This is a genomic window from Aureibaculum koreense (genome assembly GCF_034296135.1).
In the GTDB taxonomy this organism is placed as follows: Bacteria; Bacteroidota; Bacteroidia; order Flavobacteriales; family Flavobacteriaceae; genus Aureibaculum.
The window spans coordinates 127,395-152,827 of record NZ_JAXKVV010000001.1 but is presented as its reverse complement, the minus strand read 5'-3'; the positions used below and the strand labels follow the sequence as shown (position 1 = coordinate 152,827).

Sequence of the window (25,433 nt, the reverse complement as noted above, 5' to 3'; positions counted from 1 at the left end):
TATATTTGCGACTAAAGGTCAAAATATTTCTATGATTGATGCTATTGAGAATAATTTAAAACGAGGTGTTAGATTGCTTAACGCCATAAGCGATGCTCAATATAGTAACACTTCGGTAAAGCCATATCATTCTAGTATCGGTATCCACATGCGGCATATTTTAGATATGTTTGACTGTATTTTTTGTGGGTTGGATTCAAAAAAAATAAATTTGACAGAAAGAAAACGCAACGAGTTGGCTGAACAAAAAACTACAATTGGTTTAGCATATTTTGACGAGATCATCAATAAATTAAGAAGTTTAAATAATGTCGATTTGGATCAAATCGTTGATGTTTCTGACGATTTGGGATTGGGAATGGTAACTACTAAATATACATTGGCTTCAATTTTAACCCAAGCCCATAGCCACGCCATACATCATTTTGCTAGTATTGGCTATATTATTTCTCAACTGGGTATTGAATTGCCTGATGCCGATTTTGGTTATAACCCAACAACACCAAAAAAAGTAGAAAATTTTTGATAGCTTTACTTTCTAGTAATTATTAAGCCTAATAATTTTTTTGGCATATTTTCTCAAAAACATAACATCTTTTATATAAGGTTTCAGTTTTGGATAAGGCACTTTAAACTCATCATGGTTTTTTCTCGCAATGGTATTCATTATCCGCCAATGTTTAAAGATACATTTTAAGGAAGCAAAATAGTTTCCTTTTTCAGAATCGTAAATATGTGTAGGTTCGGCTATACTTCCGTTAAGCTCAAGTATTTTAAAATTTAGTGATTGTTTTAATTTTTCGATATTTTCATATTTAATATCAAAACGGCCGTAGAAAAAGTCAGGTACTTTTGCGGTTAATTTATCTAAAAAATGTTCTAAATGTTTATCTATTAAATGATTGCCATCTATAAATTGAGTGCCTTTGGAATGATTTCCAATAGCCGTCAGTTTTAAAACTTCCCCTTTATTTAAAACGTTGTTAAATTTTTCTTGATGTAATTTCTCGAATATTTTATGGTATAGAAAAGCACGTTCATCCTTTAAAATTAAAGTTGATAAGCTATCAATTCCATTACCTGTTACCGTTATAAATTTTTTAAGGGTAATAGAAGTGATTTTACCCTTATTTTCACCTGGAATTTTATAGTAAAACAACCCGCATTCTTGTTTGTAATCTATATATTCTTGTAGAATAATATCAACGTCGTTCTTTTTGATATAAGTTTCCAAATCTGATTCGCAATCAATTTTTTTGACTAAATAACCTCTAAAACCAATATCGGGTTTTGCAATTAACGGGAATTGAATATTCGCTTTTGATATGGATTTCAAAATGGAATTGAAATCCGTTTTATTTGAAATTAAAACAGATTTAGGGATAAAACCTTCTGGCAATAAACCTAGCGTTTTAAATTTAGATTCAGTGCCCATCCCAGAATATTTAATGGCGGGATTAACAACCAAAAAGAAAGTTAAACTTCTAGCCCTTATTGCTTTATAAATAAAATATGGAATCAGCGGGACATAAAATAAAAAAGTAGGCCAATGTTCGGAATGGAAAAGTTTTGTGAAGAAAATTTTAGCTTTTGCCATTTTTTTTATCCCTGTCAAAAATAAACCTTGAAACTTTAATTAAGCCGAAAGCGGTGGTTAAAATAGCAGTAATCCCTAAAGCTATTCCTAAAATAAGAAATAAATAACTACCGTCTTTTTTTAAAGCTTTAAAACCAATAGTAATTAATATAGGAGCAAAAAACAATAGGGGCAAGGCAATACCTAAATATTTTAACGCTCCAAATAATGTAGGTTTACTATTTTTCAACTGTATAGTTATTAATGGCGTTTCTAACGTTACCATATTTTTGAATTAGCTCTTCGGCCAAAGGTCTGTCAATATTCAATTCTTTCATTAACATTTTATGGCCTCTATCGACCAACTTGTTGTTAGAGAGTTGCATATCTACCATCTTATTTCCTTTAACTTTCCCTAACTGAATCATGGTAGTTGTAGTAATCATATTCAACACCAATTTTTGAGCGGTTCCGGCTTTCATTCGAGAGCTTCCTGTTACAAATTCTGGGCCAACTACGACCACAATAGGGTATTTTGCCGTCAATGCTAAAGGACTACCCTCGTTGCATGTTATACAACCTGTAATAATTCCGTTTTCATTACATTTTTCAAGTGCTGCAATAACATAAGGTGTAGTTCCGGAAGCCGCAATTCCAACGACCACATCGTTATCAGAAATTTGATGTTCTTGCAAATCTTTCCAGCCCTGGCTGGTAGAATCTTCGGCATATTCAACAGCTTTTCTTATGGCAATATCGCCACCAGCAATTAATCCAATTACTAAATCAAATGGAACGCCAAATGTTGGTGGGCATTCAGAGGCATCTAAAATACCCAAACGACCGCTTGTACCAGCACCCATATAAAATAAACGTCCACCATTTTTTAATTTTAAGACTACTTGTTGTACTAATTTTTCTATTTGCGGTAGGGCCTTTTCTACAGCGTTAGGTACGGTTTTATCTTCGGTATTTATATTTTTAAGCAGTTCGTTAATACTCATCTTTTCCAGATGGTTATAATTAGAATCTTGCTCGGTAGTTTTGGTAAAGTTCATGAGTTAAGTGACAAATTATTCAAAAGTACGTATTTTTTTGAAATTGTGAATTTAAGAATTATTGAATAACATATACAAATTCATCAACTTCAGATAATCTAAAATAGCCTAAAGGAAAATTTTCTTTGTTTGTGGTATTTACACAATTGCCCCTAACAGTTGCAGGTTGCGTTTCAAAAGGACCACCACCGCCTTCGCTTGTCTGTTGCAATAGAATAAACATGAATTCGTAAAAACGCTCGGAAGTACCATAAGTTCTTATTTTAATTTCATTGCCAATATCTAAATCTTCATCAGAAAAATACGCAAATACTTCATTGCCATTCACAAATTCATCTTTAAAAACTTCTAATGTAGGTAAAGTAGGTATATCATTTGAAAATTCGAGTAGGTAATAATTATCTTCGTCTATTGGATCTTGGGTATAGGCCTTAATTTCATAGTCCTCCCCTAAGAACCCTCCTGATTTACTTTGCTCAACACGTATAATAGGACTTACCGACTTTAAGGTTTCAACGCCTATATAAGTTTCGTTATTATAAATCACGGTCAGTTGATAAGTTTCATTAATAACAGGATCAAAATTGCTGTTTATGTATATTCCCGTGTCTCCATCTTCGGCAAATATAAATTCGGCATTTTCAGAATTAGTTATTTTAACTTGTGCCCCATTGGCTGGAGGAACTTCATCATCAAAAAAAGGAGCGGAAAGACTCAGTTTGATAAGTTGGTTATTGCCCGAAGTGCCTTTTAACCAATTAATCGATGCATCAATTATAAGTTTAGGTTCTGATTGAGGCAAATCTATATCAATAACATCTTCGCAAGAGATGAAACCAATCAATATTATAAAAATCAATAATCTTTTCATTTTTCTCAGAATTTAAAATTATAAGAAACAGAGGGTACAATACCAAAAATAGACAACCTAGTGGCTTCGTTAACCCCAGTTTCACTATTAGTTCCAAAACTAACAGAGGCCGCATTTCTTCTATTATATATATTATAAACACCAAAAACCCACTCGCTTTGCCAACCTTTCTTTTTAGTTGGTTTTGGTACATATACAGCAGAAATGTCTAAACGGTGATAATTTGGCAATCTATATTCATTTCTTCCAGTATAACTGGGTATGGTTATTCCATTATACTGATATTGGGCATCTGGATAAGTAGTAGGTTGCCCTGTTTGAAATAAAAAATTAGAGTTAAATGTCCATTTTTTATTCAGTTCGTAACTTCCTGTCAACGAAATATCATGGGTTTTGTCATATCCTGTTTTATACCACTTTCCATTGTTAATGCCAATTTCAGAAGTAGTTCTACCAGGTGTTTGCTGTTCTGATTTTGATAGGGTATAAGCAAGCCATCCTTTAAAATTTCCCTCATTTTTACGCAATAAAAATTCAAGTCCGTAAGCTCTGGCCTTCCCGTTCAAGATAACCTGCTCAATGGCATTGTTAGCTATTAAATCTGCTCCATCAACATAATCTATTCGATTTTTAATGTCTTTATAAAAACTTTCAACTTCAACAGAAAATCTGTCATTGTCAAAACTTTTAAAATAGCCGATGGCATACTGATTTAGTAATTGAGGTTTAATATATTTTCCACTTGGAGCCCAAACGTCCAAAGGTGTTGGCGAACTGGTATTTGACAATAAATGCAAATACTGGCTCATTCTGTTATAGCTAGCCTTAACGGATGAAACTTCGTTCAGTTGATATGCCAAAGAGAATCTCGGTTCTAAATTGCCAAAAGATTTTATGGTTTCACTTCTTTTAAAGGATTCGGTATCGATTGGTTCTGCTTTTTCATAAATCTGAAGGTCTTCGTTAAAGACAACAGCTTCGTCGTTCTCATAAACATTGAGTTCATCTTGACCTAACCGCCAAAAGGAACTGTACCTTAATCCGTAAGATAAAGCCAACTTATCTGTAATCTGATGTTCGGCATCAAGATACAGAGCATTTTCAAAGGCATATTTATCAATAAGCTTAAAAGGGTTGATACCAGAAGTTGGCGTTGAAGGTTCAATTTCACCAGGATTAAATCGGTAATAAATACTGTTTAAGCCATATTCCAGTTTAAATTTATCGTTCAGATAATGTTTAAAGTCGTATTTTACATTAAAGTTTTGAATGCCCGAATTCCAGTTGAATTCAACCAAATTTAGTTTTAAACCGTAATAATAATCGGAATAGATCAAAGAAATATTTGAAAACAATTTATCAGAAAATAAGTGGTTCCATCTAAAATTAACCACGGTATTTCCATAAGTATTTTCAAAACTATCTGAAATACTAAACACATCCCTACCAAAATATCCTGATAAGTAAATATTATTTCTTGGATTGAGCTTATAACTCAATTTAGTATTCAAATCATAAAAATAAGCCACATTATCAAGGTCAAACAACGGTAAAAATAGATGAGCATAAGAAGCCCTTCCGCCTAATAAAAATGAACCTTTATCTTTTTTTAAAGGGCCCTCTAATAACAACCGACTAGAAACAATACCGATACCACCATTGGCATGGAATTCTTTACTATTGCCTTCTTTTTGATAAATATCCAGTACCGAAGAAACCCTACCACCATAACGAGCGGGAATTCCACCTTTATAAAGCTTAAGATCTTTAATGGCATCAGGATTAAAAACGGAAAAGAAGCCGAATAGATGCGAAGAATTGTAAATAGTGGCTTCGTCCAATAAAATCAAATTTTGATCTACCGCACCGCCACGAACATTGAACCCTGAAGAACCTTCACCGGCATTGGTAACGCCTGGTAGCAAGGTAATGGATTTGATTACATCCACTTCGCCCAACACTACAGGAATCTGTTTTATAGTGGCAGAGGTTAACGCATTAACACTCATTTGGGGTTTTCTAATATTCAGTTTTTCTACATTTTCTTTTATGATAACTTCTTCCAACGTTTGCGAAGTTTCCTCCAAACTGAAATTGGTAGAAATGTTCTTATCTAGTGTTATGCTTGTTCTAATATCTTTAAAACCAACATAGCTTATTAAGACATCGTAAGTGCCTTTTGTAAGCGTAATGGAAAAGAAGCCATATTCATTGGTAGTTGTACCTGTTTGTAACTCAGGAAATATAATATTGACCCCAATAAGGGTTTCATTGCTGGATGCTTCTGAAATAGTACCGCTTAATGTAAATTTTTCTTGTGAGAATAGTAAAACTCCTTTAAAGATGAATAAAATTAGGAGAATTGACTTTAGTTTGTTCAAAGTATTTTATTTAAGCGTAAAAATATTAAAAAAAGCTGCCGATGAGCAGCTTTTAACTTTTATTTCACTTATCGACTTAATCTCAAAGCTGGTTTAAAATCTGGTTAAAGTTTTCATTTGGTCGCATTTCTTTGCTAACTAATTTATCATCAGGCTTGTAATATCCATTTATGTCAACAGATTCCCCCTGAATTTCGTTTAGATGTTTAATAATATCGGATTCATTTGATTTTAAAGTTTCAGCTACTGTTTTAAAATGGTTTTGAAGTTCTGTGTCTTTGGATTGAGCTGCCAAAGCCTCAGCCCAATATAAGGTTAAATAAAATTGACTGCCCCTATTGTCCAATTCCCCAGCTTTACGCGATGGTGATTTGCTCGTTTCCAATAGCTTATCAGTAGCATCATCCAAGGTTTCCGATAAAATTTTAGCTTTTTCATTATTATTTACATTTCCATAATGTTCTAATGAAACTGCTAAAGCTAGAAACTCACCTAAAGAATCCCATCTTAAATGGTTTTCTTCTAAAAATTGTTGTACGTGTTTTGGGGCAGAACCACCTGCACCTGTTTCAAACAATCCACCACCGTTCATTAATGGTACTATAGAAAGCATTTTAGCACTAGTGCCCACTTCTAAAATAGGGAAGAGGTCTGTCAAATAATCCCTTAATACGTTTCCGCTAACAGAAATAGTGTCTTTACCATCTTTTAATCGAGCCAACGTAAAGTGTGTGGCCTCAATTGGTGAAAGGATTTTAATTTCTAACCCTGTTGTATCGTATTTTGGTAAATAACTATTTACTTTTTTAATGAGTTCAGCATCATGAGCTCTATTTTTATCTAACCAAAATACAGTTGGAGTTTGTGTGGCTTTTGCCCTGTCAACGGCTAGTTTAATCCAGTTTTGGATTGGAGCATCCTTTGTTTGGCACATACGCCAAATATCGCCTTGTTCCACTTTGTGCTCTATTAAAACTTTGCCATCGGCGTCAACAACTTCCACTTTTCCCGTACTTTCTATTTCAAAGGTTTTATCGTGCGAACCATATTCTTCCGCTTTTTGAGCCATAAGACCCACATTGGGAACCGTACCCATGGTTGTGGGGTCAAAAGCACCATGTTTCTTGCAAAAATCTATGGTAGCTTGATAAATACCCGCATAAGAACTGTCAGGAATTACCGCTTTTGTATCTTGTTGTTTACCTTCCGCATTCCACATTTGTCCAGAAGTACGTATCATCGCTGGCATTGAGGCATCTATAATTACATCACTAGGTACATGTAAATTGGTAATACCCTTGTCGGAATTTACCATTGCCAACTCCGGGCCATTTTTAATGGCATTTTCAATATCGGCTTCAATTTCTGCCCGTTTAGTTTCAGATAATTCGTCCAATTGAGAAAGTAAGTTTCCGAATCCGTTATTTACATCAACTCCTATTTCTTCTAAAACAGAAGCGTGTTTATCAAAAACATCTTTAAAAAATACACGAACGGCATGTCCAAAAATAATTGGATCAGAAACCTTCATCATCGTTGCTTTCATATGTAAGGAAAACAATACCCCTTTTTCTTTCGCATCCCTAACTTGCTCTGATAAAAATTGTAGAAGAGCATTCTTACTCATTACGGTTGCATCAATAATTTCACCTTTTAATAATGCTAAATTATCTTTTAATATGGTTGTATTTCCGTTATTGTCAATATGTTGAATTTTAACTGATGTAGCTTCAGATAAAGTGATCGATTTTTCATTGTGGGCAAAATCACCCTCCGACATTGTTGCCACATGTGTTTTAGAATCAGACGACCAAGCACCCATGCTATGTGGATTTCTTTTGGCATAATTTTTTACCGCCTTTGGAGCTCTACGATCAGAATTTCCCTCACGTAAAACGGGATTTACGGCACTTCCCTTAATTTTATCATAGCGAGATTTAATGTTCTTTTCAGTATCGTTTTTAGGTTCGTCGGGATAACTAGGAAGGGCATAACCTTTAGCTTGTAATTCCTCAATGGCATCTTTTAATTGAGGTACAGAGGCACTGATATTAGGTAGTTTTATAATATTAGCTTCAGGCTTTGTAACCAATTCACCTAATTCAGCCAAGGCATCTGGAACTTTATGCTCTTCTTTTAAAAAATCAGAAAAAGTAGCTAGAATTCTTGCTGCTAAAGAAATGTCTTTAGTTTCAATTTCAATACCTGCTGATTTTGTAAATGCTTTAACAATGGGTAAAAAAGAAGCGGTTGCCAATGCTGGTGCTTCGTCCGTTTTTGTGTAAACTATAGATGCTGATTTTGACATGTAAAAGGTTGTTTTGAGAATATATAAATTATATTTTGTTTAGGCGAGAGCAAATCTACTAATAAATGTGTGAATTTCTATATGATACTATAAATAGTTCAAGGCCAGTTCATATTTTATAAAAAATGTCACGAATTCACTAATTTTTTCTTTACTGTGGTTAAAACAAAACTAATCAACTCTAATTTTTAAAAAATCCAAAGATTTTTTATTCGTGATAATTATATTTTCAATCATTTTTGTTTTTATTCGTGTATCTGCCCGTCCGGCAGGCGGGTTTGTGGCATAAAAAACGCAACGCTAAACATTTTATAAATACTCTTGTAAAAAGCAAAAAGCACCTCTGTAAAAAAGGTGCTTTTAAGTTTATGTTCTTATAGTATATTTTATGGTGTGCTAAACACTATGTTAATATAAAAAGTAAGAACAAATTTTTTGAATCTAAAATCTCATAGTATTATTCAAAATAAAAACAAAAAGGGATAATTTTAATTTTGAATTTAGATTCAAGTTGTTAAAAGTACAATTATTAGCTAAATGGGCGTTCTGTTGTAAATATTAACTTTTTAACTGGCTATTAACAAAGGTTATTAACAATTGTGAATAAGTAATGTGTTGAATTTCCATGAATTTAAGGGTTTCCACAAAATTTAGACCTTTAGTAATCCACGAAATCCTCTTGCAGCGTAATAGGATTGTGCACCGTTGTGGTACACAAAAACATTGTTATATCTAAAATCAGCAAATAAAGCTCCGCCGAGTTTTCTTATTTCAGCAGGTGTTTTAATCCAACTTGAAGTTTTAGTATCAAATTTTCCTAATTTTTGCAATGCTCTGTACTCTTTTTCAGATAAAATTTCAATACCTATGGCTGTTGCCATATCCATAGCATTGTTGTCTGGTTTATGCTGTTTTCTTGACTCTTGACCTTCATAATCGTAACAGACACTTCTACGACCAACAGGACTTTCCGCAGAGCAATCATAAAAAATAAATTCATTTGAGTTTTTATCGTAGGCTACAACATCTGGTTCACCGCCGGTTTCTTCCATTTCATTAAGGGACCACAATTTTTCGGGATTGGATTTCAGTTTTGCTTCTACATCGGTCCAGTCGATATAATTATGGCGATTTTTGTTTTTTTCAAAACGATCTTTTAATATGTTTAAAAGCGTTGTAATTTGTGTTGGGGAAATTTCTTTCGTGTTTTTCATAGAATTAACCATTGTGAGAAACTGCTAAAAACAAACTAATTAGCTATTTAATTTTGAGAAATGCAATTATTAATGCAATATAAAAAACTTTACAAAAATTGCAATAAATTAAAGGGGGACAGGGTAATTGAAAGAAGTGTTATATCAATCACATTAAAAACAGAGTTTCACTAAAAAAACCAAAGCCATAACAGAGAATACTCTCAATTATGGCTATTGGCTGAAATAGTTAACTCAAGTCTGTGATTACTTGAGTATCACCTAGACCATTTATAAAAACAGTACACTCAGTTAAACTATTTCTTTAAAATACATGTGCAATCAGTAAGATGTTACAACCGAAATTACAACATTGTGTTTGCATTTGTATTTTAAAATGTTCTTAACAATGTTATCAGTTCCAATTATTCATGCTAAACACTTGGTGTAGATTTAGAACTGGTTTTTAAATCAGTTCAACACTATTAAAAACAAAAAGAACGTTCTTTTAGGATTTCTTAATATGCTAGTTTGAATTGTTTTGCTTGATACGAATACCAACCAAAATATCAAAATCTGAAAGCACTATTAAGATTTCTTGTTTCAAATATAGCAAAGAAATTAGTAGATTCACTAAAATGTATATATTTAGTTATCAAGAAGATATGAGCAACAGTTATTAACATTTGTTAATATAAAAACCCCATCTCTAAGTAGAAATGGGGTTTCTTATCTTGAACGCAATATATATTAGCGTTGTACTTCTTTAATTCTTGCTTTTTTACCAGTAAGATTTCTAAAGTAGAAAATTCTTGCTCTTCTAACAGAACCTTTTTTGTTTACTTCAATTTTTTGAATAGCGGGTAAATTTATAGGGAAAATTCTTTCAACACCTACGGTACCTGACATTTTTCTAATTGTAAAAGTTTCTGAAGCACCAGAACCTCTTCGTTGGATTACTACACCTTTAAAAAACTGTGTACGTTTTTTTTCACCTTCTTTAATTTCGTAATATACGGTTATACTATCGCCCGCGGCAAATTCAGGAATGTCGTTTTTTGCAACAAATTCGTTTTGTACAAATTTTACTAAATCTTCCATTTTTAATGATTTTATAATAAATTAAAATCAACGTTCACGATTTTCGTCAGAGGTTGATTTTGAGTGTGCAAATGTAATAAATTATTTTGTAAGAAATATAAGACTTTCAAAAATTATTTTTTATCTTTTTTCAGAAGATCTGGTCGTATGTTTTTAGTCCTTTCCATTGTTTTTTCAGTTTTCCAAGCGTCAATTTTCGGAAAATTTCCTGATAACAATATTTCTGGAACCTTCTTTCCTTTATATTCAGAAGGTCTAGTATAAACAGGCGGTGCAAGTAATCCGTCTTGAAAAGAATCGCTTAGTGCTGAAGTTTCATCGCCTAAAACACCTGGTATTAATCTGATTACACTATCACATAAAACTGCGGCTGCCAATTCGCCCCCACTTAGCACATAATCGCCAATGGAGATTTCTTTTGAAATAAACAGCTCGCGTACGCGATGGTCAATTCCCTTATAATGACCACATAAAATAATTAAATTTTTTTTAAGGGATAGCGTATTTGCGGTTTGTTGATTTAGTATATCCGCGTCGGGTGTCATGTAAATAACCTCATCATAATTCCGCTCGGATTTTAATTTTGAAATACATTTATCGATAGGTTCTATCATCAAAACCATGCCTGATTCCCCACCATAAGGAGCGTCATCTATTTTACCATAGTTATTGACAGCATAATCACGTAAATAGTGAAAATGTACCTCCACCAATTTTTTATCAATCGCTCTTTTGATAATAGAATGTTCAAAAGGACTTTGAATTAATTCTGGTAAAACGGATATAATGTCAATACGCATGGTTTGCTCTTGTTTTTATGGCATTTCTTTTTGTAGTTAATAGCATTAACTTCTAAATAGACCATTAACTAATTAACAACTAAAGACTAAGCTACCATTAGCTAATAAAGTTCTTTGTAATATTGTGTTGCCATACGTTTACTCCCAAACTCGGGCAATACATCTTCAATACCTTTGAATACGATTTCTTGCCATTTTTTAGGGGTATTATAATAGGTTGGCAATATTTCATTTTCTAAAATATTATAAAGGCTTTCACTATCCAATTTATCCTGATCCCAAGCAGGAAGTTTGTAATCTACTTCAGGAAAAACAAAGCAGTTTTCACCATTTTTAGCAAACTCAGGAATCCAACCATCATTAGTGGAAACATTTACAGAACCATTCATAGCTGCGGTCATTCCACTAGTTCCTGAAGCTTCTCTTGTTATTCTTGGGGTATTCAACCAAATATCTGATCCTTCTTTGAGTTTTTTGGACAGTTCAATTTCATAACCAGTCAATACAGTAATATTCGGTCTTGGTTTTGAATAATCTACTAAAAAATTAAAAGTATCAATAGCACCATAATCAAAAGGATAAGGTTTGCCAGCCCAAATAATTTGAACGGGAAAATCTTTGTTTGAAATTAACCTCTCAAAACAGTCTGCATCAAAAAGTAATAAATCAGCTCGTTTGTAAGCCGCAAACCTTCTTGCCCAAACTATAGTCAGCACATTGGGATCAAACTGCTTTCCAGTTTGATTGAAAACTTCTGCAAAAAGCTCATTTTTTAATTCAGTTTTTCTTTTAGCGTAAGTCTTTACGTTTTTAGTTTCGGAAGCTTTTTTAATCTTGGCATCTTGCCAAAATTTTTGATTTTGAGCATTGGTAATCGGAATGATTTTACTTGTACCCTTAAAGTCTTTCCACATATTTTGTGAAACCTTGGCATGTAATTTAGAAACCGCATTCGATTTTTTTGCCATCCTCAAAGCAGATACGGTGTAGTTTATCATTCCTCCATTAACAACCTCTTTTTCAAGTTCTTCATTTGAGAAATTTCTACCAAAAAATCCACAACGGTTTAAGTGGCGGGCCTCACGTTCTTCGTTACCAGCTTTTTCTGGTGTATGTGTTGTAAAAGCCATTTGATTCTTTTTTACACCTTTATCCCTTAAGTAATAAAAAGCGGGTAGGGCATGACCTTCATTAAGGTGGTAAACATCCGCACCGCCCAAAGCTTCAACGATTTTTGCACCCCCGATACCCAGTACAATACTTTGTGAAACACGAGTTACTTCGTTAGAATCATATAAATGATTGGTAATTGTTCTTGATAGATGATCGTTTCCTTCTACATCTGTCGTTAACAGATAAATAGGAACGGTACCAAAAATTTCTGGTTTTAATACCATGGCACGCACTTTAACAGAAGGATTGTCGTGTAATTTAATTTCAACTTCTAGGCCAGAATCTTCTAAGAAATCAAAATGTTTTTCAATAAAATCGACTTTCAACGTTTGGTCGTCATTTCTATTTTGGTCATAATAACCATATTTCCAAAGCATACCAATGCCAATCTGATTTTGTTTAAGTTCAAAAGCTGAACGCATGTGGGAGCCTGCTAAAAACCCGAGTCCGCCAGAATAAATGTTTAAAGCTTGGTCAATACCAAACTCCATACTAAAATAGGCAACTTTTTTATTAAATTCTTTTGCAGGTTTATAGGGATGATACCACTTATTATATTTCGAAGACATATTATTTTTTGTTGTAAGTGTGTAAATTTTATTTTTTAAAAGGTAATTCAATTTGTTTGTCAGAACCCGAAATAATATTGGCTATTACTTTTGTTTGCGGATATTGCTCTAATATAATTTTAATAAATACGGTTATTGGTATAGACATAATCATACCTGGAACACCCCAAATAAAGCCCCAAAGCATGAGCATCACCAAAACGGTAATTATATTTATGGAGAAAGATTTTCCCATAAAAATAGGTTCTAAAATACTTCCGAACAAAACCTGAACTCCTGTAATAGTTATAATAAAAAAGAGCAAAATGCTATTTAGATCCAACTCAACAAATGCGAAAATGGACAATAAAATAATGGTAATAAAGGAACCTACCATTTGTACAAAGTTGATTACAAAAGCAAACAGCCCCCAAAAAATAGGAAAGCTAACATCAAAAAAGTAACACGCCAAACCTGTAAAAATTCCAGTTCCCAAACTCACTAAAAACTTGACTTTTATGAATTTAATTAAATCTTTTTCAATTTTCATAAAAGTTTTTACGGAAGTATGTTTTTGCTTGATTATTGTGCTGTTCATTAATTTTTGAACATTGATGGACTCTGCTAACCATAATACTACAAAAAAGGCCGTCATTAATGTCATAGTAACGGTATTGCTAATAAAACTAATAGTGGTGCCAAAATTGTTCATTAAATTATCCTTGTTGAGGAACTGTTTTATAACATTACCGTCTTTTACATAATCAACACCAAAAAATTCTTCTAACGAATTTACTAATGCAGATAGTTTTATTTGTGCCTTTTGAAAAAACGCATCATTGGTAGCAATAATTTCCCTACTGGATAATTGAATTAATTCCCCAATTATTTTTAAACCAGCAATTATCAATAATATCACAATAAAAATACTAATGGATTTAGGTATTTTTTTCTTCTGAAGCCATCGCATTAGCGGCAAAAACAATAACGCTATAAACATTGAGAATACAAGCGGAATCAATATAAACGATAATATATTCAGCAAATAAAAAACCAATGGGATAACGATAACCAATAATAATATATTCGTAGTTTTAAGATTGTTCATTTCTGATGAATAATTTAGTGGGCAAAGTTAATTAAAGATTTGATTTTATAGAGGCTTTTATCATTCTTTTGTTGCCAAATAAATCTTTTCGTAATTCTATCGATCCAAATCCTTTTAGGTCTAATAAATTAACAGTTTCGTCAGCCAAATATTGATTGATTTCCAAATATAAAAAACCATTTTCCTTTAAATTTACTTTTGCGAAATCACCAATCTTGTCGTAAAACAGCAGAGGGTTTTCATCTTTAACGAACAAAGCTAGATGCGGTTCGTTTTGTAGCACGTTGTTTTTTATTTCAAGCTTTTCCAATTCTCGTACATAGGGTGGATTGCTGACAATAATGTCATATTTTTTGGAATTCTGAAATGAATTAAAACTCAAAATATCCTGTTCTATAAATTCTATTTCGACCTCGTTTTCTCGTGCATTCATTTTTGCTATTTCAAGTGCTTTTGTGGAAACATCAATTGCAGATACTTTTACATTCGGTAAGTTTTTAGCTAGACTAATTGCAATACAACCGCTTCCAGTGCCAATGTCTAAAATAGTAGTTAATGTCGTGTTTATATGTGTGTTTTCGGTCAAAATCCATTTTACCAATTCTTCGGTCTCCGGTCTAGGAATTAAGACGTTTTCATCTACGTTAAATTCTAGTCCATAAAATTCGGTTTTACCGATTATATATTGTATTGGTTTTTCTTGTTTTAATGAGTTTAGTGATTTTTTAAAATAGTTAAAATCCTTTTCAGAAAATTTGAGGTTCTGTTGTAAGATAATTTCCGTCTTTGGTAACTGCAAAAAATGTTCAATAAGCAAATAATAAAAATTTAGAATTTCCTCTTTAGGGTAAATGTGCATTAATTCATTTAAAAAAAGAGTTTTTAGTTCTGATAAAGTCATTATTACAAATCTTTAATCATCCAAACACTACAAGAACAATGTCCGGTATTTCCCATGGGTTGTTCTAAAAAAACGAACCCATTTTTTTTGTATAGATGTATGGCGGCTTCCATTCTCGGATCAGTTTCAATGTAGCATTGTGTGTAACCAAGTTCCTTAGCTTTTTCTAAGCATTTTTTAATTAAAAGATTGCCATAACCTTTACCTCTTGCAACAGGGCTGAAATACATTTTTTGTAACTCACAAACATTGTTTTTATTATTTTTTAAAGCTTTTAATCCTGCTCCGCCTACAATATTATTTTCGTTTTCTAAAACAAAATAAACTTCTTTATCACTTTGGTATGACTCGTACATTTTTGCGGTTTCCTTGTCTTCGTAAGCCGTTCCTGTGGTAGGCAGCCCAAATTCAACAATAGTTTCTTTTATAATTTGTTCAATTTGAGCATTATCTGAAGGTTTTATTTTTCTAATAATCATATCTTATTAAAACTGTATTTTTGCGATGTGAAGATACACGAAAAATACATAAAACGCTGTTTGCAATTGGCAAAAAGTGGATTGGGTTTAACTAGGCCTAATCCGATGGTAGGTAGTGTAATTGTGTATAATAAAAAAATAATAGGAGAGGGGTTTACAAGTCCTTATGGCGGGAACCATGCTGAAGTTAATGCAATTAATTCGGTAATTGATAAAAAATTATTGCAAAAATCTACGCTGTATGTTAGCTTAGAACCATGTAGTCATTTTGGAAAAACACCACCCTGTTCAGATTTGATTATAAAACATAAAATTCCTAAGGTGGTGGTTGGTTGTGTTGATCCTTTTGAGCATGTGGCTGGAAAGGGTATTGAAAAATTACAACGTTCAGGTGCTGAAGTAATTGTTGGTGTTTTAGAGAGTGAATGTATCAAGATAAACAAAAGGTTTTTTACTTTCCATAATAAAAAAAGGCCCTATATTATTTTAAAGTGGGCAGAGACAATTGACGGATTTATTAGCCCCCTCCTCAGTCCTCTCCCTCAAGGGGAGGAGGCACGACCGATCTGGATAACTAACAAATATTCACGTCAATTAGTTCATAAATGGAGAGCGGAAGAACAGGCTATTTTAGTTGGGACAACTACAGTAATTCAAGATAACCCGAAATTGGATGTGCGGGATTGTGCAGGTGAAAACCCCTTACGATTGATACTGGATAAAAATCTGAGAATTCCGGAAAATTACAATTTGTTGGATGGAAGCATAAAAACAATCATTTTTACTGGGAAAAATCAGAGGGAACGTAGTAATCTAATTTATGCTAAAATTGATTTTTCTAAAAATATTCCCCTACAAATTTGTGATTTTTTATATAAAAATGAAATTCAGTCCTTAATTGTTGAGGGCGGCACCCGAACCCTACAAACCTTCATAGATTTAAATTTATGGGATGAAGCAAGAATTTTTAAAGGTAACGCTACATTTTTAGAAGGTATAAAAGCCCCTACCATCAAAGGCGTAGAAATTTCAAATACAAAGTTGAAATCTGATTCGTTAAAAATTTTAAAAAATACCTAGCCCTGAAAGCGTCCCAAACCCTTTCGGGGTTAAAAGCTAACCAATTGGAAAACACCGACACCTATAAAACCATAAAAAGACCTTCAGAAGAAGCCCTATTTAAAGATAGAGGCAGTAAATTTTTGGGCTATGCTTATCCAATTCAAAATGAAGACGAAGTAAAACCGATTATAGAAAGTCTAAAAAGTCAACATCATAAAGCACGGCATTGGTGTTATGCGTGGCAAATTGGTGTCGAAAATGTGCAATATCGCGTTAATGATGATGGAGAGCCGAACAATTCTGCCGGACAGCCTATTTATGGACAAATTCTATCTAAAGAATTAACAAATGTTTTGGTTGTGGTAGTTCGTTATTTTGGCGGCACAAAATTGGGAGTTGGCGGATTGGTAAATGCTTATAAAACTTCTGCACAAATGACATTGGAATCTTCAAAAGTTATTGTCAAAACTATTGATGTTCAGTTTAAAATTTCATTTGGATATGCTCATATGAATACCGTAATGAGAACCATTACAACTTATGGTGCTACTATTTTAGAGCAAAAAATGGAGTTGAAATGTGAGTTTATAATCGCGATTAGAAAAAGTGAAGCAGAAAAAGTAAAAGATGCGTTTGAAGGGTTAAAAAGTGTGAGGGTTTTGGAAGTTTAGATTTATTTTATATTACACTTAAAATGTATCCAATAATTATGAGAATAAACGAAGAAATTAAGAACCATTTTTTCGATTTATAAATATTCGATATTAAATTCCAGCAATATAAGTATATAAAAAGGGGAATCATAAAACCTGTAATCGGAAAATCTTTTTCAATTGTCAATTCGGTACTAGCTAAGAACCAAAACATTCTCAATAGAAACAGAAGTGTTCCATAGAAAATCCAAATTGGATTTATCTGAGCCATTCTTAAATGTATTTTTTTTCTCCTATAAGTAACAAAAGGGTTGCTCATCCACAAATATGTAGTAAAGCAAAAAGAGACTCCAACAGATGTAAATGCAATTAAAATATAATTATAGGTAGTAATTTCATAATCTAAACTCCAATCGTCTATGTACATTCCAAAATTGCAAACCCTTAGAGTAAATCGAAAAAGGAAATTTAGAACAATACTATATCCGATTCCGATTATTACACCACTGTAAAACCGAAACTTTCCAATTTCGCCAATTGTAAGGCCAGGTTTTAGTTTTTTCAATTTAGCGTAATGTTTGTCTCGAATCAAATTATATATAAAATAATAGCTATTACTAGAGTTATGAATATCAGACCAACCCTTCCGTTCCAGTTTTGGTCTAAAACTTCCTTGTAAGAATATTTATTTTTTAAGAAAAGCCACCTTATAAATGCTCCTAACTTTATAACAAGCAAGTCACGTAAAAATTGAACTAAAAAATCTTCCATAGTTTCATTTTAAGCATGTAGGTAAAATTTCTATAATTATTATTAAATATAGTACCATTCATTAATTCCTCAAAAACAACCTTTTAACTTCTCCAAAATATAATCTGGGGCTTTGGTAGGGCGGTTTCTTTCAATATCAATAAATACCAATGCTGTGGTTGCTTTTGTCAATAACTCATTGGCTTCGTTGTAAAGTTCGTAGGCAAATTCAATTTTGAACCCAGGCTCTTTCAATAATATGGTCTTTAAGGTCAATAAATCGTCATATTTGGCAGGTTTTAGGTAATTTATATTCATGTTAATTACGGGTAGCATAATACCTAATTCTTCCATTTTTTTATAAGACATACCCAAATTCCGAAGCCATTCAACCCTTCCCATTTCAAAATACTGAGCGTAATTTCCATAATAGACATATTTCATCTGATCGGTCTCGCCGTAACGTACTCTAATGTTTATTTCATGGTTCAACATAAATTTCTTATATTTGGCGTGAGAGTTTACGTAAAAAAAAATTGAAAAACAATAGGAAAAGAATTTTTTATAATAAAAATTATTCACATTTTTGTAGCTCAAAATAAGTGAGAGCGTAATCCCAATTTTAGGCTCTTTGTCTAACCAACAAAACTAAATAATACTAATGAGTAAAACTGCTACTTCAGTTTGGAATAATTGTTTGTCTTTTATTCAAGATAATATCAAACCACAAGCCTACAAAACTTGGTTTGAACCAATTAAACCCGTAAAGATTGCTGGAGACGCGTTAACTATTCAAGTTCCAAGTAAGTTTTTTTATGAATGGTTAGAAGAGCATTACATTAAACTATTAAGAGTTGCTTTGGTAAGGGAATTAGGTGAGGATGCCAAACTGGTCTATGATGTAAGGATGGAAAACGCATATAGCAGTAAAAATCCTCATACTGTAAAAATTCCAAGTTCCAATAGAAAACCATTTAACAGTCAAGGCATTACAGTTCCTTTAGAAATTGATAAACGTGAACTGAGAAATCCTTTTATTATTCCGGGAATACAAAAAGTTAAAATTGAATCCCAACTAAATCCCAATTATAATTTTGATAGTTTTATAGAAGGTGACTCTAACCGATTGGCACGTTCTGCAAGTATGGCGGTTGCCAATAAGCCTGGCGGAACATCTTTTAATCCTTTACTGATTTATGGAGGGGTAGGTCTGGGCAAAACGCATTTATCTCACGCCATAGGAGTTGATATTAAAGATAAATATCCGGAAAAAACAGTACTGTATATCTCCGCTGAAAAGTTTACACAACAGTATATAGATTCCGTAAAAGGAAATACACGCAACGATTTTATCCATTTTTATCAGATGATCGACGTGTTGATTGTCGATGATGTTCAATTTTTATCAGGTAAATCAGGCACACAAGATGTATTTTTCCATATTTTTAACCATTTACATCAAAACGGAAAACAGGTAATTTTAACATCAGATAAGGCACCTGTGGATATGCAGGATATTGAGCAGCGTCTATTATCTCGTTTTAAATGGGGTTTATCTGCCGAATTGATGGCACCCGATTACGAAACAAGAATATTGATATTACAGAAAAAACTATTTAGAGACGGAGTAGAGATGCCCGACGATATAGTTGAGTATATAGCAAAAAATATAAAATCTAACGTTAGAGAGCTTGAAGGTGTGCTAATTTCTATGATAGCACAAGCATCTTTTAACCGTAAAGAATTTACGTTGGCCCTAACAAAACAAATAGTTGACAAATTTGTAAAAAATACAAAACGTGAGGTTTCTATAGATTATATTCAAAAAGTAGTTTCTAAATACTTTGAAATGGATGTAACCACATTACAATCCAAAACCCGTAAACGTCATATAGTACAGGCACGTCAGTTAGCTATGTATTTTGCAAAACGGATGACCAAGGCGTCTTTGGCCAGTATTGGTTCACAAATTGGCAGTAGAGACCATGCCACAGTATTACATGCCTGTAAAACTGTTGATAACCTTACCGAAACAGATAAGCAGTTCAGAAAATACGTTGATGACATAACTAAAAAGCTATCATTTTAATCCCACAAAAATGACACGTATATTAATGGTTTGCCTCGGCAATATCTGTCGTTCACCATTAGCCGAAGGTATTTTAAAATCGAAAGTCGATTCTCAAAAAGTTTTTATTGATTCTGCTGGAACAGGTGGTTACCACATCGGTAAATTGCCCGATAGTCGTTCAATTGCAGTTGCAAAAAAATATAATCTAGATATTACCGATCAACGTTGCCGTAAATTTAAACAGTCAGATTTTGACGAGTTTGATTTGATTTTTGTAATGGATGCTTTTAATAAGGAAGATGTTTTGAGTTTAGCAAGAAATGAAAACGACAGAGCTAAAGTCAAAATGATTTTGAACGAAGTTTTTCCAAATGAAAATGTTGATGTTCCAGACCCCTATCATGATACCGAACGTGGTTTTGAGAATGTATATCAAATGCTAAACAGGGCATGTGCCATAATTGCAGATAAATTGAACAATGGCCAATACTAAAGGAAAGTTATATTTAATCCCCACCACATTGGGCGACAACGAGCCGTTAGAAGTTTTACCAATGTCGGTGAAAAAAATAATTGAGCGAACCAATCATTATATCGTTGAAAACGAAAAGTCAGCAAGACGATTTATAAAAAAAATCTCACCTAGAAAATCACAACCCAATTTAACAATATATCTTCTTGATAAATTTACTAACGATTTGGAAATTCAACACTATTTAGATGTTTGTATGGATGGTGTTAATGTGGGGTTGCTGTCGGAGGCTGGTGTACCAGCCGTTGCAGATCCTGGGTCTTCAATTGTTCAATTAGCTCATCAGAAAAACATTAGTGTTGTGCCTCTGGTAGGTCCATCTTCCATTGTCATGGCAATGATGGCATCAGGTTTAAACGGTCAAAATTTTGCGTTTAACGGCTATTTACCGATAGAAAAAGCAGAACGAAAGAAAAGCATCAAACAGTTGGAGAAATTGTCTTTCGACAAAGACCAATCACAAATCTTTATTGAGACACCTTACCGTAACGAAAAGTTAGTTGAGGATTTATTGCAGTCATTGTCCGACCAAACACAACTCTGTATAGCTGTAGATATTACTTTGCCCACAGAATTCATTAAAACTTTGTCGATTGCTGATTGGAAAAAGCAAAAATTAAATTTACATAAGCGACCTGCAATTTTTATACTTCATAAAATGTAAAAATCCCCAATAATTAAATTGAGGATTTTAGTTGATAACCAGTAGTTTTTTTAATTACAATACAGGATGTCTGTTTGCTTCTACAAAAGAAGTGTCATAGCCCGCAAATTTCTTTATATAATAGCTTATGCTGCTACCATAGGCATCTTCAAAATTTTCTTGCCCGTAACTACGTAAGTATATTTTTACATTACCGGCACCTGCTAAGTGGGCTGCTGCCAAAATACCAGACTCTGTAATTTTAACACCGTTAATCCTTTTACCTACAAACCTTTTAATATCTCTTTTAAGAATCCATTTGTTTACGGAGCATAGTGCTAAAAAAGCATCTTCTTGTAATTCAGGATCTTTTAAAAACTCGGCAGTGTCATAAATCTTAAAACGCTTTAAAGTGCCTTTACCAAATTGGTATTTTCCCAAATAACCGTAGGTATTCACTCTGTCATACTTACCTTGCGATTCTTTAAAGGCCAATGCTTCTTTAAAACCAACAAAGGATTTACCTGTTACTGGAGAGTCAAAAAAGTCAATAGGTTTGTTTTCTTGTGGAACTGTTGCAAAATAATCTGTACTAGGTACGTTGTATTTTGCTGTTTTAGTTTCTATTTTATACATATCGGTAAAACCATATATGGTAAAAACAGTTACTAATACTACGAATAGTTTACTAGTTTTCTTTTTCATTGTTGATGCATTAAAGGGGTTAAACGCATTTTCAATTCAGTCGGCAAATTTACAACAAATATTTTAAATAGAATAAATTTTTAAAATATTGAAAATCAACATATTAAAAATACATAGGATGGAATTTAGCCTTTCCTTGGGAAGAAATTTCAAGTGTTGGGGCGGGAATTTTAATAAAATTAATAGTTGAAAAGAGTGTTTTTATAAATTTTGATTCTGTCTTTATTTTAGTGAGATCTACATCTAGACTCAAATAAAATTGCCTGATTCTTTCTGGTCTAACATTGAGACTGGTCTGTATAAGGTAATCATCGCTTCCACTAATCATACCATCTGCACCATAGCCTACCGCTACATTCAACCATTTAGGAAAACGACTTTCTTTAGCAAACGACCATATATTGGCAGATAACCAATACGTTTGACCATTATAATCTTTTAAAGTTTGTTCTAAAAAGCTTTCCCCTAATAATTCAGGACGTTGTTCAGCATATTTTGTGGTGTGAAACGAATATTTCATTAAAATTCGCTGTTCGTTCCATAATAATTCTTGCCCAATTAAGAGTCCCGCACCAGAAGCATTTGCTAAAATGTCTGACGGGGAAAATCCCCATTCTTTAGAAAATCCATCAAAAATTTCCACGGCACTTAAAAACCCGAAGCCCAAAGTTGCTCCATAGATTAATTGATTTTTTTTACTCTCACCTGCCCAATCTAATAAGTCCATTCCCACTTTTCCTACATAATATGCTCCCATTGCATGTCCTACTTTATCCATTTGCAACCAATCGTTACTGTCATTAATTGTATGGAACGAGGAGGAATCGTAATTGGCGTACCACAATTGGTGCATACCCACCAAAGTTAGACTTGCAGCAGCAGCTTCTGTGATATAAACCGTATTTCTGCGTTTAATATTTAAGCTATCGGATTTTTCCCAAAAAGAAGATTTTTGTTGTGCAACGTTTGAAAAACTGAAAAAAACAAGAAAAACGAAAATTAATAATTGTTTAAAGATAGTTGCTTGTAAACGACGGTTCTCGGCACACCACGCCATAGGCGTAGCACTTGAACTGACATTTAGTAATAAATTTATAGATAACTTCAAAAACCAAATACTTTAAATAGACAACAAAAGTAATTAGATTTATCTATTTACGCCTTGCTTATTCAACCATTGTTGATATTCTCTGGCATTGGCGTTATGCTGAGCCAACGTTCTGGCAAATTTATGAGAACGCATATCTTCAATATTGGCACACATATAATAATACTCATGCTTTTCGGAATTCAATACCGCGTCAATTGAAGAAATATCCGGCATGGCAATTGGAGCAGGAGGTAGGCCTGTATTTTTGTAGGTATTATATGGCGAATCAATCAAAAGATCAGCATTTAACACACGTTTTACCTCATAATCTTGACCATGCTTTTGTTTCAATGCAAAAATGACCGTTGGATCGGCTTGTAATGCCCAACCATCTTTTAAACGGTTTAGGTAAAGCCCTGCCACCGTTGGTCGTTCATTTACATTGGCGGTTTCTTTTTGCACGATAGAAGCTAAGGTCGTTACATCGTTTTTGGACATATTTAGTTTCTTGGCTTTGGCAATTCTATCCTCGTTCCAAAATCGATTGTATTCTTTTAACATTCTGTCTCTAAAACTCTCGGCAGAGGTATTCCAATAAAATTCATAGGAATTAGGAATAAATATGCCCAATGCACTCGCTTTGTTAAAATTATTTTTACTTAGAAATTCCTTATCGGTCAAGGCATTTAAAACCTGTACCGAATCGGGTTCTATTTGAGCTGCTATTCTACCCGCAAGTTTTTCTAAGGTATCTTGATTGTTAAAAGTAAGTGTTAGTGGTGTCTGTTTTCCACTTCGCAATAAATCGATAAGGGCATTATTGCTCATCCCTTTTTCAATAACATATTTACCGGCCTTAATTACATTAGGATAATTCTTTTTGTTGGCAACCCAAACAAAACTGTCAATATTATCAACTACAGGCTCTATTATTTCTTTAATTTCATCAAATGAAGCATCGGTGGGAATATAAACCGCGGTATCTTCTTTTACATTGGAGCCATAAATTTTTCCATAGAATTTGTACCCTATCAAAGCCCCAACAATAAGGACAATTGCAATTATGGTCAGTATTATCTTTTTAATATTCATGAATTTAGTAATTGGAATAAAACTTCATCTTTAAAATTACCTTCGGTAAAAATCCATTCTTTTTTAATGCCCACTTTAACGAAGTTATGTTTTTTAAACAGTTTTATGCTTTTTTTATTGTCCGTAGTAATATTGGCAAATAATTGATGTAAGTTAAGTTTGTTAAAACTATAATCTATCAACAATTCCAATGCTTCAGAGGCAAAGCCTTTCTGCTGTTCATTTTCTAAGATTAGAATTCCTATTCCGGCACGTTTGTGCTGTGGGTTAAAATCGAAAAGGTCAATTAACCCAACAGTTTTATTCGACTTATTTTCAGCAATAACCAGCCTTAATTGTTTAGCCTCATAAATATCTTGGTGGGCATTTGCTAAGTATCGTTTTAAAATATTCTTAGAGTATGGAGTTTGAGTACTACTCACTTCCCAAAAAGAAGCATCATTTTCAACGGCATATAAAAAATCAAGATCCTCAGGTTCTAAAGCTCTTAAGTGGGTATTATTTCCGAATAATGCTTGCATTTATACCTTATATTTCAAATTGCCCTTTAAATACTTGTGTTGCTTTCCCTTTTAAAAACACATTTCTGTAAACATGATTATCGGTATCAAAAGAAACTTCCAAAACACCTCCTAAAGTTTCCAAAAATATATTGGTGCTGTTAGTTTTATTCGATTTATGGGCAGAAATGGCAACCGCTGTAACCCCGGTACCACAACTTAAGGTTTCATCTTCAACACCACGCTCGTAAGTACGAACCTTAAAGGTATTTTCGTTTTTTTGTTCAACAAAATTTACATTGGTTCCACTCTCTAGGTACGGTGAACCATATCTTATTTTTTTTCCTTTATTATAAACATCAAAATTATCAATATCTTCTACAAATGCAATATGGTGCGGCGAACCGGTATCCAAAAACAAATAATCCGTAAATTCTTCAATATCAGTTACGTCTTTCATTTTTAGACTTACAACATCGTCGTTGATTTTAGCCTCGTGCAAACCGTCAATAGCATCAAATGTTGTATTCTTGTTAACAATCGTCAAATGCTTTGCAAATGCTACAATACATCTGCCGCCATTACCGCACATGCTACCTTCCTTACCATCGGCATTGTAGTATATCATGGTGAAATCCTGCAATTTTGACAGTTCTAAGAGTATTAAACCATCTGCACCTATGCCAAATTTTCGGTCGCAAAGTCGTTCAATCAATTTGGTATCGTTTTTGGGAAATATTTGTTGACGATTATCAATCATAATGAAATCGTTTCCCGTACCTTGATATTTATAAAATGAAATTTGATTCATTTGGCAAATGTAATCAATTTTTTTCCT

At 33.1% G+C, this 25,433-nt stretch carries 25 protein-coding genes; 6 read left to right on the top strand and 19 right to left on the bottom strand.

What is annotated here, in order from left to right; all coding sequences use genetic code 11:
* The first annotated feature begins 31 nt into the window (after window positions 1-31).
* Window positions 32-526 carry a DinB family protein gene (locus UMM65_RS00735; RefSeq protein ID WP_321974535.1) on the top strand — a complete coding sequence of 165 codons (495 nt, stop codon included), beginning with the start codon at window positions 32-34 and terminating at the stop codon, window positions 524-526.
* A gap of 12 nt (window positions 527-538) precedes the next feature.
* Here UMM65_RS00735 and UMM65_RS00730 read toward each other — a convergent pair whose 3' ends face one another.
* From UMM65_RS00730 to UMM65_RS00670, 13 genes are all read right to left on the bottom strand, one after another.
* Window positions 539-1,597, bottom strand: coding sequence for an ATP-grasp domain-containing protein (locus UMM65_RS00730; RefSeq protein ID WP_321974534.1), 1,059 nt, complete (start codon window positions 1,595-1,597; stop codon window positions 539-541).
* Window positions 1,584-1,826: a DUF6095 family protein gene (locus tag UMM65_RS00725; protein WP_321974532.1), complete on the bottom strand. Its 243-nt coding sequence runs from the start codon at window positions 1,824-1,826 to the stop codon at window positions 1,584-1,586. Before UMM65_RS00725 ends, UMM65_RS00730 begins: the two co-directional genes overlap by 14 nt.
* Window positions 1,816-2,634, bottom strand: a complete 819-nt coding sequence (gene murQ / locus UMM65_RS00720) for an N-acetylmuramic acid 6-phosphate etherase (protein ID WP_321974531.1) — start codon at window positions 2,632-2,634, stop codon at window positions 1,816-1,818. The genes UMM65_RS00725 and murQ overlap by 11 nt, the downstream gene beginning before the upstream one ends.
* Window positions 2,635-2,692: 58 nt before the next feature.
* Window positions 2,693-3,505: a DUF4249 domain-containing protein gene (locus tag UMM65_RS00715; protein WP_321974530.1), complete on the bottom strand. Its 813-nt coding sequence runs from the start codon at window positions 3,503-3,505 to the stop codon at window positions 2,693-2,695.
* A gap of 5 nt (window positions 3,506-3,510) precedes the next feature.
* Entirely contained in the window at window positions 3,511-5,886 is a 2,376-nt protein-coding gene (locus tag UMM65_RS00710) for a TonB-dependent receptor (protein ID WP_321974529.1), read from the bottom strand.
* An 82-nt stretch (window positions 5,887-5,968) separates the two neighbouring features.
* Window positions 5,969-8,194: an NADP-dependent isocitrate dehydrogenase gene (locus UMM65_RS00705; RefSeq protein ID WP_321974528.1), complete on the bottom strand. Its 2,226-nt coding sequence runs from the start codon at window positions 8,192-8,194 to the stop codon at window positions 5,969-5,971.
* Window positions 8,195-8,844: 650 nt separating this feature from the next.
* On the bottom strand, window positions 8,845-9,408 hold the full coding sequence (locus tag UMM65_RS00700) for a DUF4256 domain-containing protein (RefSeq protein ID WP_321974527.1): 564 nt from the start codon (window positions 9,406-9,408) through the stop codon (window positions 8,845-8,847).
* 729 nt (window positions 9,409-10,137) lie between these two features.
* Window positions 10,138-10,488 (bottom strand): 50S ribosomal protein L19, encoded by a 351-nt coding sequence (gene rplS, locus UMM65_RS00695; RefSeq protein ID WP_321974526.1) that lies wholly within the window; start codon window positions 10,486-10,488, stop codon window positions 10,138-10,140.
* 113 nt (window positions 10,489-10,601) lie between these two features.
* Complete coding sequence (gene trmD / locus UMM65_RS00690) at window positions 10,602-11,288, bottom strand: tRNA (guanosine(37)-N1)-methyltransferase TrmD (RefSeq protein ID WP_321974525.1); 687 nt, start codon at window positions 11,286-11,288, stop codon at window positions 10,602-10,604.
* 101 nt (window positions 11,289-11,389) lie between these two features.
* Window positions 11,390-13,030, bottom strand: coding sequence for an alpha-glucan family phosphorylase (gene glgP, locus UMM65_RS00685; protein WP_321974524.1), 1,641 nt, complete (start codon window positions 13,028-13,030; stop codon window positions 11,390-11,392).
* 28 nt (window positions 13,031-13,058) lie between these two features.
* A complete protein-coding gene (locus UMM65_RS00680; RefSeq protein WP_321974523.1) occupies window positions 13,059-14,117 on the bottom strand; it encodes an AI-2E family transporter in 1,059 nt (352 codons plus the stop codon).
* Between the two features lie 31 nt (window positions 14,118-14,148).
* The gene (gene prmC, locus UMM65_RS00675; RefSeq protein ID WP_321974522.1) at window positions 14,149-15,018 is read right to left on the bottom strand and encodes a peptide chain release factor N(5)-glutamine methyltransferase; all 870 of its coding nucleotides are present in this window, start codon (window positions 15,016-15,018) and stop codon (window positions 14,149-14,151) included.
* Window positions 15,019-15,020: 2 nt separating this feature from the next.
* Window positions 15,021-15,497, bottom strand: coding sequence for a GNAT family N-acetyltransferase (locus UMM65_RS00670; RefSeq protein ID WP_321974521.1), 477 nt, complete (start codon window positions 15,495-15,497; stop codon window positions 15,021-15,023).
* Window positions 15,498-15,524: 27 nt separating this feature from the next.
* Between UMM65_RS00670 and ribD the strand changes: the two genes are divergently transcribed.
* Both ribD and UMM65_RS00660 read left to right on the top strand, forming a co-directional pair.
* Window positions 15,525-16,577, top strand: a complete 1,053-nt coding sequence (gene ribD / locus UMM65_RS00665; protein WP_321974520.1) for a bifunctional diaminohydroxyphosphoribosylaminopyrimidine deaminase/5-amino-6-(5-phosphoribosylamino)uracil reductase RibD — start codon at window positions 15,525-15,527, stop codon at window positions 16,575-16,577.
* Between the two features lie 44 nt (window positions 16,578-16,621).
* The gene (locus UMM65_RS00660; protein WP_321974519.1) at window positions 16,622-17,230 is read left to right on the top strand and encodes an IMPACT family protein; all 609 of its coding nucleotides are present in this window, start codon (window positions 16,622-16,624) and stop codon (window positions 17,228-17,230) included.
* A gap of 822 nt (window positions 17,231-18,052) precedes the next feature.
* Here UMM65_RS00660 and UMM65_RS00655 read toward each other — a convergent pair.
* Window positions 18,053-18,457: an acyl-CoA thioesterase gene (locus UMM65_RS00655; protein ID WP_321974518.1), complete on the bottom strand. Its 405-nt coding sequence runs from the start codon at window positions 18,455-18,457 to the stop codon at window positions 18,053-18,055.
* A 166-nt stretch (window positions 18,458-18,623) separates the two neighbouring features.
* On the opposite strand from UMM65_RS00655, the gene dnaA reads away from it, so the two are divergent.
* From dnaA to UMM65_RS00640, 3 genes are read left to right on the top strand one after another with little or no spacing between them, the layout of a single operon-like run.
* Window positions 18,624-20,051 carry a chromosomal replication initiator protein DnaA gene (gene dnaA / locus UMM65_RS00650; protein ID WP_321974517.1) on the top strand — a complete coding sequence of 476 codons (1,428 nt, stop codon included), beginning with the start codon at window positions 18,624-18,626 and terminating at the stop codon, window positions 20,049-20,051.
* Window positions 20,052-20,061: 10 nt separating this feature from the next.
* On the top strand, window positions 20,062-20,526 hold the full coding sequence (locus UMM65_RS00645) for a low molecular weight protein-tyrosine-phosphatase (protein ID WP_321974516.1): 465 nt from the start codon (window positions 20,062-20,064) through the stop codon (window positions 20,524-20,526).
* Complete coding sequence (locus UMM65_RS00640) at window positions 20,513-21,229, top strand: SAM-dependent methyltransferase (protein WP_321974515.1); 717 nt, start codon at window positions 20,513-20,515, stop codon at window positions 21,227-21,229. The genes UMM65_RS00645 and UMM65_RS00640 overlap by 14 nt, the downstream gene beginning before the upstream one ends.
* 54 nt (window positions 21,230-21,283) lie before the next feature.
* On the opposite strand, the gene UMM65_RS00635 is transcribed toward UMM65_RS00640, so the two are convergent.
* The 5 genes from UMM65_RS00635 to dapF form a co-directional block, all read right to left on the bottom strand.
* Window positions 21,284-21,913, bottom strand: coding sequence for a peptidoglycan-binding protein LysM (locus UMM65_RS00635; protein WP_321974514.1), 630 nt, complete (start codon window positions 21,911-21,913; stop codon window positions 21,284-21,286).
* A 103-nt stretch (window positions 21,914-22,016) separates the two neighbouring features.
* Window positions 22,017-23,021: a DUF2279 domain-containing protein gene (locus UMM65_RS00630; protein ID WP_321974513.1), complete on the bottom strand. Its 1,005-nt coding sequence runs from the start codon at window positions 23,019-23,021 to the stop codon at window positions 22,017-22,019.
* A gap of 39 nt (window positions 23,022-23,060) precedes the next feature.
* Entirely contained in the window at window positions 23,061-24,095 is a 1,035-nt protein-coding gene (mltG, locus tag UMM65_RS00625) for an endolytic transglycosylase MltG (RefSeq protein ID WP_321974512.1), read from the bottom strand.
* Window positions 24,092-24,616: a GNAT family N-acetyltransferase gene (locus tag UMM65_RS00620; protein ID WP_321974511.1), complete on the bottom strand. Its 525-nt coding sequence runs from the start codon at window positions 24,614-24,616 to the stop codon at window positions 24,092-24,094. The genes mltG and UMM65_RS00620 overlap by 4 nt, the downstream gene beginning before the upstream one ends.
* Window positions 24,617-24,623: 7 nt before the next feature.
* Window positions 24,624-25,406, bottom strand: coding sequence for a diaminopimelate epimerase (dapF, locus tag UMM65_RS00615; protein ID WP_321974510.1), 783 nt, complete (start codon window positions 25,404-25,406; stop codon window positions 24,624-24,626).
* Between the last annotated feature and the right edge of the window lie 27 nt (window positions 25,407-25,433).